The 14,447-nt window shown below is 41.1% G+C and carries 14 protein-coding genes and 1 other RNA gene; 3 read left to right on the forward strand and 12 right to left on the reverse strand.

The annotated features are described in order from the left end of the window. Positions 1-41: 41 nt before the first annotated feature. A complete protein-coding gene (locus Q0C76_RS00195; RefSeq protein WP_295728086.1) occupies positions 42-1,214 on the reverse strand; it encodes a MalY/PatB family protein in 1,173 nt (390 codons plus the stop codon). 5 nt (positions 1,215-1,219) lie between these two features. Next, a complete protein-coding gene (locus tag Q0C76_RS00200; protein ID WP_295728088.1) occupies positions 1,220-2,068 on the reverse strand; it encodes a DUF3737 family protein in 849 nt (282 codons plus the stop codon). A gap of 170 nt (positions 2,069-2,238) precedes the next feature. On the opposite strand from Q0C76_RS00200, the gene Q0C76_RS00205 reads away from it, so the two are divergent. Beyond that, positions 2,239-3,066 (forward strand): aldo/keto reductase, encoded by an 828-nt coding sequence (locus Q0C76_RS00205; RefSeq protein ID WP_295728091.1) that lies wholly within the window; start codon positions 2,239-2,241, stop codon positions 3,064-3,066. 225 nt (positions 3,067-3,291) lie between these two features. Here the strand turns inward: Q0C76_RS00205 and Q0C76_RS00210 are convergent, their stop codons facing one another. From Q0C76_RS00210 to Q0C76_RS00245, 8 genes are all read right to left on the reverse strand, one after another. Continuing rightward, complete coding sequence (locus Q0C76_RS00210; RefSeq protein WP_295728093.1) at positions 3,292-4,425, reverse strand: class I SAM-dependent RNA methyltransferase; 1,134 nt, start codon at positions 4,423-4,425, stop codon at positions 3,292-3,294. A 10-nt stretch (positions 4,426-4,435) separates the two neighbouring features. Continuing rightward, entirely contained in the window at positions 4,436-4,903 is a 468-nt protein-coding gene (locus Q0C76_RS00215) for an NUDIX hydrolase (protein WP_295728096.1), read from the reverse strand. Continuing rightward, on the reverse strand, positions 4,890-6,056 hold the full coding sequence (locus Q0C76_RS00220) for an ATP-binding protein (RefSeq protein ID WP_295728099.1): 1,167 nt from the start codon (positions 6,054-6,056) through the stop codon (positions 4,890-4,892). Before Q0C76_RS00220 ends, Q0C76_RS00215 begins: the two co-directional genes overlap by 14 nt. A 93-nt stretch (positions 6,057-6,149) precedes the next feature. Further along, positions 6,150-6,623: a hypothetical protein gene (locus Q0C76_RS00225; RefSeq protein ID WP_295728102.1), complete on the reverse strand. Its 474-nt coding sequence runs from the start codon at positions 6,621-6,623 to the stop codon at positions 6,150-6,152. Continuing rightward, on the reverse strand, positions 6,623-7,621 hold the full coding sequence (locus Q0C76_RS00230; RefSeq protein ID WP_295728105.1) for a LysM domain-containing protein: 999 nt from the start codon (positions 7,619-7,621) through the stop codon (positions 6,623-6,625). The genes Q0C76_RS00225 and Q0C76_RS00230 overlap by 1 nt, the downstream gene beginning before the upstream one ends. 136 nt (positions 7,622-7,757) lie before the next feature. After that, positions 7,758-8,132, reverse strand: an RNA gene (rnpB, locus tag Q0C76_RS00235) — RNase P RNA component class B. A gap of 34 nt (positions 8,133-8,166) precedes the next feature. Beyond that, a complete protein-coding gene (gpsB, locus tag Q0C76_RS00240) occupies positions 8,167-8,529 on the reverse strand; it encodes a cell division regulator GpsB (protein WP_295728107.1) in 363 nt (120 codons plus the stop codon). A 105-nt stretch (positions 8,530-8,634) separates the two neighbouring features. After that, positions 8,635-9,219, reverse strand: coding sequence for a DUF1273 domain-containing protein (locus Q0C76_RS00245; RefSeq protein WP_295728672.1), 585 nt, complete (start codon positions 9,217-9,219; stop codon positions 8,635-8,637). An 85-nt stretch (positions 9,220-9,304) separates the two neighbouring features. Between Q0C76_RS00245 and recU the strand changes: the two genes are divergently transcribed. Both recU and Q0C76_RS00255 read left to right on the forward strand, forming a co-directional pair. Continuing rightward, on the forward strand, positions 9,305-9,940 hold the full coding sequence (recU, locus tag Q0C76_RS00250; protein ID WP_295728109.1) for a Holliday junction resolvase RecU: 636 nt from the start codon (positions 9,305-9,307) through the stop codon (positions 9,938-9,940). Beyond that, the gene (locus Q0C76_RS00255) at positions 9,933-12,167 is read left to right on the forward strand and encodes a transglycosylase domain-containing protein (RefSeq protein WP_295728111.1); all 2,235 of its coding nucleotides are present in this window, start codon (positions 9,933-9,935) and stop codon (positions 12,165-12,167) included. The genes recU and Q0C76_RS00255 overlap by 8 nt, the downstream gene beginning before the upstream one ends. 58 nt (positions 12,168-12,225) lie before the next feature. Here the strand turns inward: Q0C76_RS00255 and Q0C76_RS00260 are convergent, their stop codons facing one another. Both Q0C76_RS00260 and Q0C76_RS00265 read right to left on the reverse strand, forming a co-directional pair. Next, positions 12,226-13,344, reverse strand: a complete 1,119-nt coding sequence (locus tag Q0C76_RS00260; protein WP_295728114.1) for a hypothetical protein — start codon at positions 13,342-13,344, stop codon at positions 12,226-12,228. Positions 13,345-13,418: 74 nt separating this feature from the next. Then, positions 13,419-14,438: a lipoate--protein ligase gene (locus Q0C76_RS00265; RefSeq protein WP_295728116.1), complete on the reverse strand. Its 1,020-nt coding sequence runs from the start codon at positions 14,436-14,438 to the stop codon at positions 13,419-13,421. Positions 14,439-14,447 lie beyond the last annotated feature (9 nt).

Genomic DNA, 14,447 nt, shown 5'->3' on the forward strand with positions numbered 1-14,447 from the left:
TAACTCAGCCTCTTCAGTATTCATAAAATACGTCAACGTTTTTAACGCTTTTGCCACTCTGCAATTCCCCGTGCCAGACGGTCCAGACCATCGAGTACCCGTTTATCAGAGCAAGCCACATTCATCCGTAAGAAATGCTGACCATCACCACCATAGATGGCACCAGCAGATAGAATTAAGCCAGTCCGTTTACGAATAAATGCTGCCAGCGTTGCCGAATCATTAGTTAGTCGACTAATGTCTAGCCAAATTAAGTAAGTTGCTTCCCCTGGCACAACTGTGACACGGTCAGCTAACCGTTCTTTGACAAAGTTCCAGACTATTTGTCGATTTTTCTGAATTGCTTTTAGAACATCATCTAACCATGGTCCACCAGCTTGATAGGCTGCAATAGTTCCAGGAATGGCCATTAAGTTTGGCTCAGCGAGTTCTTCGCTATTCAAACCGCGACTGACTTGGGCTCGTAGATTATCATTTGGTACAATCACCGTTGCAGCATGGAGTGCAGCAACATTAAAGGTCTTGCTTGGGGAAACGGCTACTTCCAAATTTTGAATTAAATCTTCGGGTAAACTAAACATTGGAACATATCCGGAATCATTAAAGGTAAAATCACCATGAATTTCATCGCTAAAAATCATCACATGGTATTGACGACATAATTTTGCCAAACGAATCAGTTGCTTGCGCGTCCAAATAATGCCCATTGGATTATGGGGGTTACAAAGGATCATTAAATTAGTTAAAGGGTCTGCTAATTTGGCTTCGAGATCCACCCAGTCAATCGCATAGGAATGCTCGTTGGCGCTGTAGACTAAATCACTGGATAGCACATGACGACCACTATTAATGATTGAATTATAGAAGATATTATAGACAGGTGCTTGTACGAGGACATTATCACCAATCGAAGTTAATCGCCGAACCGCTGAAGAAATAGCCGGCACCACTCCAGTGGTAAAAATCATCCAATTAGTTTGCGGACGACTGCCATGACGAGTGGCATACCAATTTGCCACCGCTGCGAAATATTCATCTGGAATGTCTTCATAGCCAAAGGCACCTAATTGTAATTTGTCCTGCATTGCTTTGATAATTGCCGGACTGGTTTTAAAATCCATATCAGCAATTGTCATTGGTAATTCGTCCTGTTTAACATCCCATTTAACTGAGTTTGTGTTCCGCCGATCAACGGTTGCTGGGTAATTACTCATTATTATCACTCCTGTTTATCTTGAATAATGGTCGTCTTTGAATGATCAATTTCAGGATCATCCAGAATGACCTTACCAACTGAAGGAACGTGAATCCGACCGCTGATGGGGTTCTTAATACTCATTACGGACGTTGTAATGTCAGCGTCAATGTTTCGACAATATTCAAATGCCAAATCAGTCCTGAGGACTTTACAGTTGACGAGTTTGATACCGTCTAAGTAACAAAGTCCCTGATTGCTTTCAATCGTGCAGTTAATTAACGTTAAATTCTTGGTATTCCAAGCTAAATATTCACCACTGATTTTAGAATCATAAATCGTCACATTTTCACAATTCCAAAACGCATCTTTCGAAACAAAGCGGGAGTTGTGGACCTCAATATTTTTAGCGCCATCGAAACAATAGTTACCAATTAAGTCGAGGTTATCAATTCGAATGTTCGAACTATTCATCCCGAAGTAGTCACCACGTGCTTGAACATTACTGAGTTTGACATCATCACAAGTCCACAACGTTTCATCAGCGTCCGAAAAGTAAACGTTGGTCAACTGAACGCCATGACAACGACGGAACAGCTTAGGGGCCTGCAAATCAGAATCGTTGATCTTAATATCATTTGTATACCAAATTCCAGATCGAGACATTGTTTCAAAGATTGTATCAGTTACTTCAATATGTTTTGAATACCACAGTGGATATTTCCAAGTGAAAACCACTCCAGATAACTTTAAATCATGCGTCTCCTTTAAGGGCGATTCACCCTTACCAAAGGTCGTATCAATAATTTGGGCATCATGTTCTTTAAATAATGGCCGTTCACCATCAAAATAGCCTTCTTGAATCTGTTTCATTATTTGCGTCTCCAAACTGAATAATTCTTCTTTTTTGTAAGTGTTTAGAATAAGTATATTACGATCTCCATATTATGTGAAATTCATATTTGAAATAGTTATTGATACATTTTGACTATGGTTCCCGTTCGTTTTAGGATTAGCTTAGTAATAAATCAGGAGGAGCGCATATGCAATACATCCAAATCAAAGGTGAAAAACTATCCGCAATTGGAATCGGTAGTGCTGCGTTGAGCCGTAATCTCAAAGGCGAACAGCAAGCAATTCAGTTTGGACTTGCCAACGGGATTAACGTAATTGATACAGCAGAGAGTTATGGCAATAGCGAAGTAATCATTGGTGATGCATTGTCTGGGATCCCACGTGACCAATATTTTCTGATTTCCAAATTTCTTCCTGGAAACGCTACTCCGCACCGATTACGGCAAAGCCTGAAAAGAAGTCTTCAGCGTCTCCAAACCGATTATCTGGACCTTTACCTGCTTCACTGGCGAGCCAACGCCGACCTTGCAACAACGGTTGCAGAACTAGAAGCGTTGCAAAAGACCGGATATATTCGACATTGGGGTGTTTCCAACTTCGATCTAAATGACATGCAAGACTTAATGAAAGTGCCAAATGGTAACCACGTCTTTGCCAATGAAGATTTGTATAACCTCACAAGTCGCGGTGTCGAATACGACCTTCTTCCTTGGCAGACTGATCACCAGATCGGTTTTCTGAGTTACTCACCTTTTCACGCGGTCGGATGGAATTTTATTCGTCCCCATCAGGTGGTTCAGAATATCGCTAGTGAACATGAAGCAACACCATATCAAATTATGCTGGCATGGATCTTGCGTAATCACAACGTTTTGCCACTGCCAAAGGCTGGCAAAGTTAGTCATGTTCAAGATAATATCGAAGCGTTACAAATCAAACTGACACTAGCTGATTGCCAGCAACTCGATCAAGTTTATCCGGCACCAACGCAACCGGAACCGTTAGATAAGATATAGAAAAAGCTGGGAGCACCCAGCTTTTTTAATGTTCATCTTTTGACTTTCACTCCACATTGTACTCACTTAACGATTCACCAATCATTTTGTTTAACGTTTTTCCTTCATAAGATGGCCAACCATTGATGTCAATTACCTTACCATCCAAAACTTGATCATGGATTAAAACTTCAACTGTACCGTAATATTCCTTTGAGTCTTTTTAAAGTTTTAATCATTATACTTTTAGCGTATCTTTTTTCCCCAGTACTGGAATAAATCTGTCCGCAGTGCCCCATTATATAGTTTCCGCCGTTTGGTTGCCTGTGCGCCATAGTAATGTTCAAACTCTAAGTCGGCCGTCAAAATATATTTACTCCACGACGTAAGCGGACGGTACAACTCACCCATCTGCCGGTACAACTCGTGGACCGTTTCCTTATCACTCAGTCGTTCACCATACGGAGGATTAGCAACAATAACACCATTGATTTGATCAGTGTGCCAGTCCTTAACCGCTAACTGTTTGAACGTGATGTCATGGGTCAATCCCGCTGCTTGACAGTTCCGCTGCGCAATTTCAACCATCTTTTGGTCAATATCATAGCCACGAATATCTAGTTCAACATCATAGTCAGCTTTTGAATCTGCTTCATCCCGCACATCATCAGCTAAACCATCAGGCATTAAATTGGTCCAACTTTCACAAGCAAACGACCGATTTACACCCGGTGCAATATTGTGACCAATCAAAGCAGCTTCGATCGGAATCGTTCCTGAACCACACACTGGATCAACAAATGGATTGTCAGTAAACCAGTGAGCTAGTAAAACTAATGCTGCAGCCATATTTTCTTTTAGCGGAGCACCACCTTTATCTCGACGGTATCCTCGCTTAAAAAGGCTTTCCCCAGTCGTATCTAACGTTAATAATACATGATCTTTATTAATCGCCACTTCAAGCGGATACAAATTACCGGTTTCTGGTAGCTTCGTTCGTCGATGATAAACCACCATCATTTTTTCAGCAATCGCCTTTTTTACAATTGCTTGCACACTAGGAACATTATGCAGTTGTGAACGGTGGCTTTTACCTTCGACTGGAAATTCAGCATCCAACGGTAAAAATTGTTCCCATGCTAACGCCTTCGTTTGTTCAAATAGATCATCGAAACTAGTTGCATCAAACTCACCTACAATAATCTTTATTCGGTCGGCAGTGCGCAACCATAGATTAGTAGTTATGATATCACGGATGGTTCCTGTAAAACGCACTCGCCCATTTTCAACTCTGGTTTCATAACCTAGGCGACGTAATTCTTTACCAACCAGGGCTTCAATCCCGGAAGCCGCAGTTGCAATTAATTGATATTCTTGCACAATCATTACCTCATTTATTTTTAGTCAGAGTTTTTAGATAGTTAACAATCATTCCCCACATTTTTTCATGTTGATGATTAAAGAAACGCGGTGGTTTCTCTGGATCAAAGTATTTTAAGTCAGTCGTTTCTGAAGGTTTCGGTACATAATGATGCTGATCTGCTAATTCGACCAAGTAAAAAGTATTTACCGGTTGGGCAAGGTCACCATTCGGGTATTGATAAATATCCTGATCCAAAATTCCCAACAATTTCACTGGTTCGATTACCATGCCAGCATCCTCTTTAAATTCTCGAATCAGTGTTTGACGAAAACTTTCCCCAAACTCCATATAACCACCAGGGAATCCCCAATTTCCGGTATCCGCCCGCGCTTGTAATAGAATCTGTTGCTGAGTATTTAATAAGGCACCCGAAGCTGAAGTCATAATTAATGGTAATTTGCCAACTCGGGCCCGTAAATCTTTAATATATGCCATGTGATCTCCTTTTCCACAATTCCGGCAAGTTAATCTGTGCGGTTATAGGATCTTCTAAACTCGCTTTGATGATTGCTGAGCCAACTGCTAACTGATCTTCAGCTACGTGAGCCCATGGGAAAGCTGCCCATTCTTGCGGTGCAGCCAAATGATGAACAATTAGATTACTAAATTGTGAACGTAACCGACTTGAGAGATCAAGTGGTGATTGGGTCGTTAAAATTAATGCTAAATTAGCCTTTCGTCCTTCCCGGGCAATTTGAAAAATCCCGTTGTCTGCTAGTTGATCTTCAGCTGGCAAATAACGATGAGCTTCATCAATTACAATTTTCACTGGTAAATGATGATCATTCCGTAAGCGATAAACTAATATTTGCTTTAATAGCTGTGAGATAACTATTTGTTGAACTGCTTCAAACTGCTTCAAAACTGATAAATCAATTACCAGCGTCTGGTGATCAACGGGTTGACTCAAAAACATCTGAATAACATAGTTTAATTCCACAAGTGGACCGCTAGCTGAATGACCAGTTCCAAAAAGCGCCTGAAAAGCCGGTAACGAGATTTGCTCTCGTAACCGGGTCAACCACGGCCAATCCTCTTGAATTCGCTGACGATGATATTCTTGACCAAGGACCTGATAATTCGCTCGTTGATCGGCATACGGAACAACCAGCTCCTCAATCATCTGAGCGGGCAGCAAATCAACGGGATAAGAAGCTGTCCAACGTTCTAATTGGTTAATTTGCTGTTGATACTTATCAATTGGATAGTTAATTTTTTTAAAGACCTGAGCAGTGCCATGGAGGTTTTGCATGATCCGTAAAGAGTTCATCGCCTGTTTGGCTAATTGACAAAACGATTGCGGTAATCCGGTAATGTTCAGTAATGCTGGCGCACTAAATTGACCAGCATCTAAATACGCATTTCCTCCCAAACGGTAAACAACAACATTTGGTAACTGTGTATACTCACCAGTTGGATCAAAAACGATTGCCGTACTAGTTGCGCGCTGCAACTGACTAAGGAGTGACAAAGTGGTCGTTGTCTTTCCACTTCCAGTCTGACCAGTGATTAATAAATGACCATTCGTTAATTCGTGCACAGTGGGTACCACTGTGGAACTATTAGTTGTCCAAGCAAAGCTCTTCATTCAGTCCTCCTCCAAGATTTCTCGAATAAATCCATTATGAACGAAAAGAGCCAGAATGACAAACTGTCCTTTCTGACTCTTCATTTTTTTAAATTAACGAACCCGCTCAAAAGTTGTGTTTTTACGGTCAACACCTTGACCGGCATTTGCAATTTGGTAAGTAAAACTTCCTGCATACATCTTTTTTCCTAAGACCAACACTCGGTTATACTGCCATCGTGAATTTTTACCCGACTGAGTTTTAGATAACGTCAAATGGCTACCCTTAGCAAGATATTGCCAAGTGCCATTTTTACTTTCCTGATCATACACATCTTGAAAATTATGATCACTGGAATTTGCCTTAATGGCCTGCGCTCTATTAGCCGTTACCACAACCTGGTCTGTATTCTTAGAAAACGCCATGTATAACTTATGATTGCCATTGACACTGGTATATTGGTAAACATGTCCTGGAACCGTTGTTGCAACCCGATGGGTGCCAAATAAGTATCCACCAATTAGGATAACCACAATCGCAAGTAAAACACTAATGGTAATCTTCTTTTTCCGCGTCCACATTCCCATTAGTCGTCATCCTCGTCACTATCATCCTGTGCATCAACTGGTTGATTATCATTATCCTGACCTTGGCTGCTCGAGTCATCGTGGTCACTTGATGATTTTTCAGAATCCTTCTTTGTGTAAATAGTAACTTCGCCATCTTTGTAATCAACCACAACATCCTTTTGATCATCATCAAGATGCTGCTTGATTAGCCGTTCCGCTTTCTTAAACTTACCATTGGCAACAGCCTTGTTAATAGCTACAGCATCATCATCCAAATCAACAGTCTTCAGATCATCTGCATCGTCATTATCATACTTGCTAAAGTTCAAATCATCATCATTATCACTAGCAGCATCGCTCAATTTATCAGCTAGCGCTTCCGCATCTTGCGGTGTTTTTGAAGAACTAGATGATTGACGATGACACTTTGTTGAACCGCTTGTGGCATTAGTATCATGGTTACCTTCGTCAAAGTTACTATCACTAGCACCCGATTGAGCATCACTAGATTCATTATTCGTCGTGGTATTTACGCTGTTGTCATTATTAACTGTGACCTTTGGACTAACCGCAAACTTCACATTTTTAGGTCCATTGTTAATCGTTGTCTTAGAAATTACCACTTGGTTCGGATCACCCACCACGTGATAATTTGCAGGAACATTCCCATTGCGGTTTAAGATTAAAGTTTGTCCAGCATAAATGAGATTAATGTCTTGAATATGATTATCATAGGCCAATTTAGCAACTGAAATTCCAGTCGCTGCTGAAATTCCTGATAGCGTATCCCCCCATTGAACAATGTATTTAGTTCCATTGAGGTCATTCTTATTAATATGTTGCATTGCCATATTATTCGAAATTTGTTGGGGCGTATTCGCTACCCAGTTGGTAATGTCTGCTTGTTCTTCAATGCTTCCATTGGTTGTGTCAGCCATTACCAACGGTGCCATAACCGTTGAACTAGCCAACACCACGCTCATCAATAAAGCAGAAAGCTGCTTTTTACTGTTCATTACTTAATTTTCCTCCCTAAAGTAATCAAACTATTGCATTTTTAGTTTACTGCTCGTAGCAAAGAGTTTCAATAATTTTTTTAATATTGATGCGTACAAAAAAAGCCCGGCGAACCGGGCACCTGAAATTGCAAACTTCTGTAGGCCATGTTTTGTCAAAGTATAACCGTCAGGCACTAAATTATACAGTGGTAATCATCTATCTCAGCGTCATCGACGCTCCCCTGGAATCACTTCAATTCGTTATCCAAAGCTCCCCGACCGTAGTTTGGGTTTACCGCTTGAGGGGTTTACCGCGTTCCATCAAAATTGTTTCCAACTCTGCTTCGTCACTGTGGCACTTTTCAGGAATACTAGGGCATAGCCAAAGCCGTAGCCGCTTTTTCCGCCGTCACCGAAAATCGGTGCCCCGCCTTATCGTTTCAGCGAGCACAAACACTACGAGCATCGCAGCTCGTGCGAGCATGGACCTTCCTAACACAACAATTGCTGTGCTCGATTACCCAAAGTTTACAAATATTCATCAGATTGAATACGGATTTAAATTAGAGCAGGTGTGAGTCATCATCGCCGTTATTTAGTTGCGAACCAAACACCCGACGTTCCAAGTTGGATAGTCGTTTTAGGATATCCATATTAGTAGCATTTGAAACTGGTTGACTATTTGTTGGTGCACTAGCGCCAATTGATGAACCAACTTCAACTTGACGATTCAATTCATCAACCTTTGCCTTCAGACGTTCATTTTCGTCTTGCAAAGATTCCACAGTCTTATTAAAAGTATCATAATCTTTGATGACGTCATCTAAAAATGAATCAACATCATCAACATCATACCCTTTACCAATGCTCTTTTCTTTAAATTGCTTATGCAAAATATCTTGTGGCGTAAACTTAATGTTATCCAACCTAAACACCTCAATCTATAAATAATCCGACAACACAGTATTTTACCGAAAAAACGGTTTAATTTCAAGATTCAAGTACAATAATCTTAAAAATCTAGCCAAAAATTAATAATCTGCCGATGCTTGTTCCGCTAATTCCTGTGCCTTATCTTGTAATTCATCAAAATCAATTGTCATCACTTCATAATTATGTTTTTGCTGAAACTTGATGGCGGCCTGATAGTCCCAAAATGGTTTGCTAGTTTGCTCGCTTTCCGTTTCTCGGTCAACATCAAAAACGGTCAACAATTCATCCGTGTGCTTGAGCATAAAGTCCTGATAATTTCTTAACTGTTGCGGAGAATGGTAAGGTTGATTACTTACTAAGGCATGAAAATCAACCTGATTTAAAGCCACGGCAAGTTTCTCCTGATTTTCTTCCTTCCAGCGAGCGGCAACTTGTGCGTACGGTTCCATAATTGACGTTTTCAGTTGTGGATATTGCTTCTTTAAGCTTTGCGCCACTTCCAATCCCCAACGTTCTACTCCCATTTGTGGTCCGCTAATCACCCAAAATTGGTCAGAATGATTGTTGAGTCGGTCAATCAGAGCATTTTTTAAGACATTTTTAATTACCTTAATTTTCGGATCATTGTCTTGAAAAACACCTAATTCATAGGCTCGATAACCAGTTAACCATACTCGATACACCATGATTCCTCCATATAATGAATAACAATTCAATGCAATATTTATTTCTCTGGTATAATAGCACGTAGTCAAGGGAGGAGCCATAATGAGTATTCACTATCCTAGTGGACAAGGACCCAAACTTTACCATACTCAACCGGTGAATAATTTACCCACTCCGCACCAGTCTTCATATGGTCGTCGGGGAATGTCCTTGGAAAAAGAAATTAACGAAAGTAATCAATATTATCGTGCAACGAATCAAGCAGTGATTCATAAGAAGCCAACACCAATTCAATTAGTAAAGGTTGACTATCCCAAACGAAGTGCCGCGGTAATTAAAGAAGCCTACTTCAGACGCCCATCGACAACAGACTATAACGGTGTTTACAAAGGCTATTATATTGATTTTGATGCAAAGGAAACTCGTAACAAACGATCATTTCCATTAAAAAATTTCCATCAACATCAAATTGATCACCTAATGGCATGCGTCAAGCAAGGCGGAATTTGTTTTGCTTTTATTAAATTTACCAGCTTGGATTTGTTATACTTGTTACCGGCAACCAAACTATTTGCCTATTGGCAAGACCAACAAAATGGTGGTAAAGGCTCAATTGCTCTTGCTACCATTAAAAAAGATGGGATTCCCGTTCAATATGGGTTGAATCCACGACTGCAGTACTTACCGGCCGTAGATCGTTTAATTACCATCTATAATAAAGGAGAAAAGCATGAATAATGACGAATTTCCTAGCCGTCGTCAAAATGATGAGCTGGAGGAAAATGCAGACCGTGGTCCGCTGATTAAAAAGATCCTGTTATGGGCCTTGGGGATCATCGTATTACTAATTATTGCTGGTGCTGCCCTCTTCTTCTACTGGGCCTCGAGCGCACCAAAGATTAGTCGAAATGAACTAGCCAGTCAATCGACAACCACAATTTATGATGCCAACAATAAAGTGATTTCTCGGTTAGGTGCTCAAAAACGTCAGTACGCTAAATCTGATGAGATCCCAGCAACTCTAAAACACGCAGTGGTTTCAATCGAAGACCGCCGTTTTTATAAAAATCATGGTGTTGATCCAACCCGAATTTTCGGTGCTGCGCTTAACAATGTCTTTCATCGTTCTGACGGAACTCAAGGAGGCAGTACCCTAACTCAACAATTAGTTAAGTTATCGGTGTTCTCAACCGCTGCTTCTGATCGGACATTTAAGCGAAAAGCTCAGGAAGCTTGGCTAGCGATTAATGTCGATCGTAATTTTTCAAAAAATGAAATCCTGAAGTTTTACATCAACAAAGTGTACATGGGCAATGGTGTATACGGAATGAAGACTGCAGCCCAATACTATTACGGGAAAAGCCTAAATGAATTATCGCTTGCCCAAATGGCCATGCTTGCGGGAATTCCTCAATCGCCAACGTACTACAACCCGGCAGTCAGCGACACAAAGGCAGCTACGATTCGACGAAACCAAGTATTAAACGCAATGGTTCGCAGTAAGTACATTACGCAAGCACAGGCGAATAATGCTAAAGCCGAATCGGTCACCGATGGGCTCGATAAATCTCACGGAACAACGAAATCCAATGACGTTAACGTCAAGGAACCTGTAATTGATGCTTATGTGAAAGAGGTGCTCGCCCAATTAGAACAAAAGGGTTACAATCCACAAACAGACGGTCTCCAAGTGCACACGAATATGGATCTGGGTGCACAAAAGAAGTTATACGATTCAGCGAATAACTCTGTATCTTTCCAAAGTAATCAAATGCAGACGGGAGTTGCCGTTACTAATCCACGCAACGGGCAGATTGTAGCAATGCTAGGCGGTCGCCATACCGGTAACACCGTTTATGGTTTAAACCGCGCGGTTCAGACAAATCGGTCTTCTGGTTCAACTGCCAAGCCACTGATGGACTATGGCCCAGCTATCGAGTACCTTAACTGGCCAACATTCTATACATTAAAGGATACGAAATTTATTTGGCCAGGGACCCACACTGAACTTCATGACTTCGATAACAAGACTAAAGGAACCATGACGATGCAGGACGCCTTAGTTCAATCACGAAACATTCCAGCAATTCGTGCTTTGCAAAAGGTTGGAATTTCCCGTGCAACCACATTCTTGAACGGTTTGGGAATTTCCCAAAAGAAGGCCTTTACCCTAAATAATGGGATTGGATTATACGTTTCCCCACTTCAAGTTTCTGCTGCCTATGCGGCCTTTGCAAATGGTGGGACTTATTACAAGCCGTACTACATTTCTTCAATGACCACTCAAGATGGTAAGACAATAAATTACGGCAAACATGGCGAACGTGCAATGAGTAAGGCTACTGCTTACATGATTACCTACATGTTGAAGGGAGTTATTGACAGTACTGATGGTACTGGGACAGCTGCTCACCTCAGTGGCGTCCATCAAGCTGGTAAGACCGGGACAACGAACTACCCTTCTGGACATAGTCAGTCCGGGGTAATGGATTCGTGGATGGCCGGATACACCAAAAACTACTCGATTGCCGTCTGGACCGGTTATGACCAACCAATGAAGAATTCCATTTCTGGTTCATACGAAAAATCTGCCATTTTACTTTATAAGGCAATTATGGAATATCTTGATGGGAAAAATCACGCTAGCGATTGGCGGATGCCCGATTCAGTTGAAGCCGTTCGTTACCATGGTCGAAAGGGCCTTGTGGTCAAAGATTCAAAATGGGCGCTAGAGTATACTGCAATTAATGATGACAGTAGTTCATCAAGCTCTTCGAATAGTGATGAGAGGTCAAGCTCGAGCTCAAACCTATCATCCTCTGTTAGCTCATACTTTGACAGTAGCAGTCATTCATCCAGTGCCGCTAGTTCATCCAGTACTGCTGGTAATAACAATCAAAACGCCGGTAATACTACTGATACTTCCAATACAAATCAAGGTGGCAGTACCCCACCGGCTCAATAATTAACTAAAATAATGCAGTAGAAAGATGTGATCCAACATCCTCTACTGCATTTTATTATTAGATGAATTTTTCAATTTTTGGAATTAACAACTTAGTTAAAGCTTGCCCGCCACTAGGATTCCAATGTAAATGGTCACCAAAGTCATACTGAACGGCAAGCTGATCATCTGGATTACGCAGAGTGCGAGCACCATCAATCATCCAGGACTGCTCACGGAGCCAACCATTAATCACTCGACGTTGACGAGTGATTAGTTGCTCAGCCGGCAATTGGTCGGGCATTTCAAACAACCGAAACGGAGCAATCGTTGTTGCAATTAACTGGCTTTGATGCGCTTGACAAATCGCCCGTAATTCATTAAAACCATTAATTATCGTCTGAGCGGTCACATTCTGCTCAGCCATCGTTTTACTATAAAAAGGTAAAATCAAGTCATTGGTTCCAATTAAAGCAATTGTAATTTTGGCAAACTGAGCTTGTCGCTGGTACCGTTTCAACAAACCGCGGCCAAATGTCTCATACAATGGTTCTTCCATTGGTGCATCATGACATAACTGATTACCAGCAATTCCGGTCTGCAACCAACAAATCTGATTTGGTGAATGCAGATTAAAATATTGAATAAGTTCTGCTGTAACCATTCCACTTTCCACCAATGAATCACCAGTAATCTGAATTACAGTCGGCTGCATTGATGATTCCACTTCTAAGGACTCAAAGCAAAACCACCCCTTGCGATTCTGCCATCGGTTGGTTAATAGCGGGCTAAATACATGATGACGTGATAATGTTGCATTGGTCAGCGTCGTTTGATAAGTCGATGCAAAATCAGCATAACATTGTGCACGGCTTGCTACCATTTTAATATAAAGCGGGTGTCCCACAGTCACCGAATAATCTAATGGATCCGTTCGAATCACGTGCTGGGCAGCAATCATAATCTGGGGCTGATGATGAAAAGTTAATTGCCGGGCATTTAAAAACTGAGGATCACTGGAGATCCAAACTTGATCAAAAATTAAGTCCATCCGCCCAAAACGGTTTGTCAATTTAATCCGCATCCGATGACCACTAATCGTTGGTGTAATCTTAATCACTTGACACAGTTCACCATAGCGAAACGGCAAAGCGCTCATGTCATGGGTCTTTTGAAAATGACTTGGCAGCCACTGCATTGCTTTTCCCTCCATCAATCTTTTCAACATCAATACTAAAACGGTGCAGCATTTTACATGCTGTACCGTTTTATTTAATGTTGCTCAGCAATTAAATTCACAACATCCGTTTGTGGGATTCCCATAAAGTACTGATTCAAATCAAACCGTTGCAATGCGGTTCGTAAAGTTGCTGGATCATACCGCAAGCCTTGCAAAGCTGATTCTATTTTCTGAACATTTTCAGTTCCAAAAAAGTCACCGTATATTTTCAGGTTTTTAACTAAACCATCTTCAATCAGAAAGCGCGCATCAATTGTACCGCTCGTAAAGTGGTGGCGTTTTTGAACCGTAAATTCAGGTGATTTTCCATAAACCCAATCCCAATTTTTGTACAGTTCCTGTTCAATTTGATCAATCGCTTTATTATCTTCAGCAGTTAAGTGGTACTCATTTGTCTGAGCCGTTACTAATGAATCCGTATGATAAATATGTTTAATTAATTCATCGCGAAATTCCATTGTCGTCAAATTTTGATATTCGGGTTTCAGATACTGTTTAATATTGGTTACTCGAGAGCGTACTGATTTGATTCCCTTGGATGCGATCTTGTCCTTTGGTACCCGTAACGCATGAGCAACAGAATCTGTATTAACGTTATACATCAATGTTCCATGGGAGAAAGTTTTGCCACCACGGGTGTACATTGCATTACCTGAAAACTTTTTCCCATCAACAACAATATCATTCCGGCCAGTAACTTGCGCACCAGTACATCCCATTTCATGAAGGGCATCGACAACCGGCTTAACCAGATCCTTAAAATCGCCAAACCGAATCTGATCAGCTGGTACAACAAAACTGAAACACAAATTACCAAGGTCTTGATACATTGCCCCGCCACCAGAAAGGCGTCTGGTGATCGTAACCCCGTGCTCGTCACAGTATTGTTGATTAATTTCTTCTAGCGTATTTTGATTCCGGCCGACAATAATACAGTCTTTTTCAATATAGAACAACATAAATGGCGGCTTGATTCGATCACTGTTCATTAAATATTGTTCAGTTGCTAAATTTCGTCGAATATCGTGACTTTTCATTGCTAAATATTGCATTACTCAATT

The organism is uncultured Limosilactobacillus sp. (assembly GCF_934202705.1).
In the GTDB taxonomy this organism is placed as follows: Bacteria; Bacillota; Bacilli; order Lactobacillales; family Lactobacillaceae; genus Limosilactobacillus.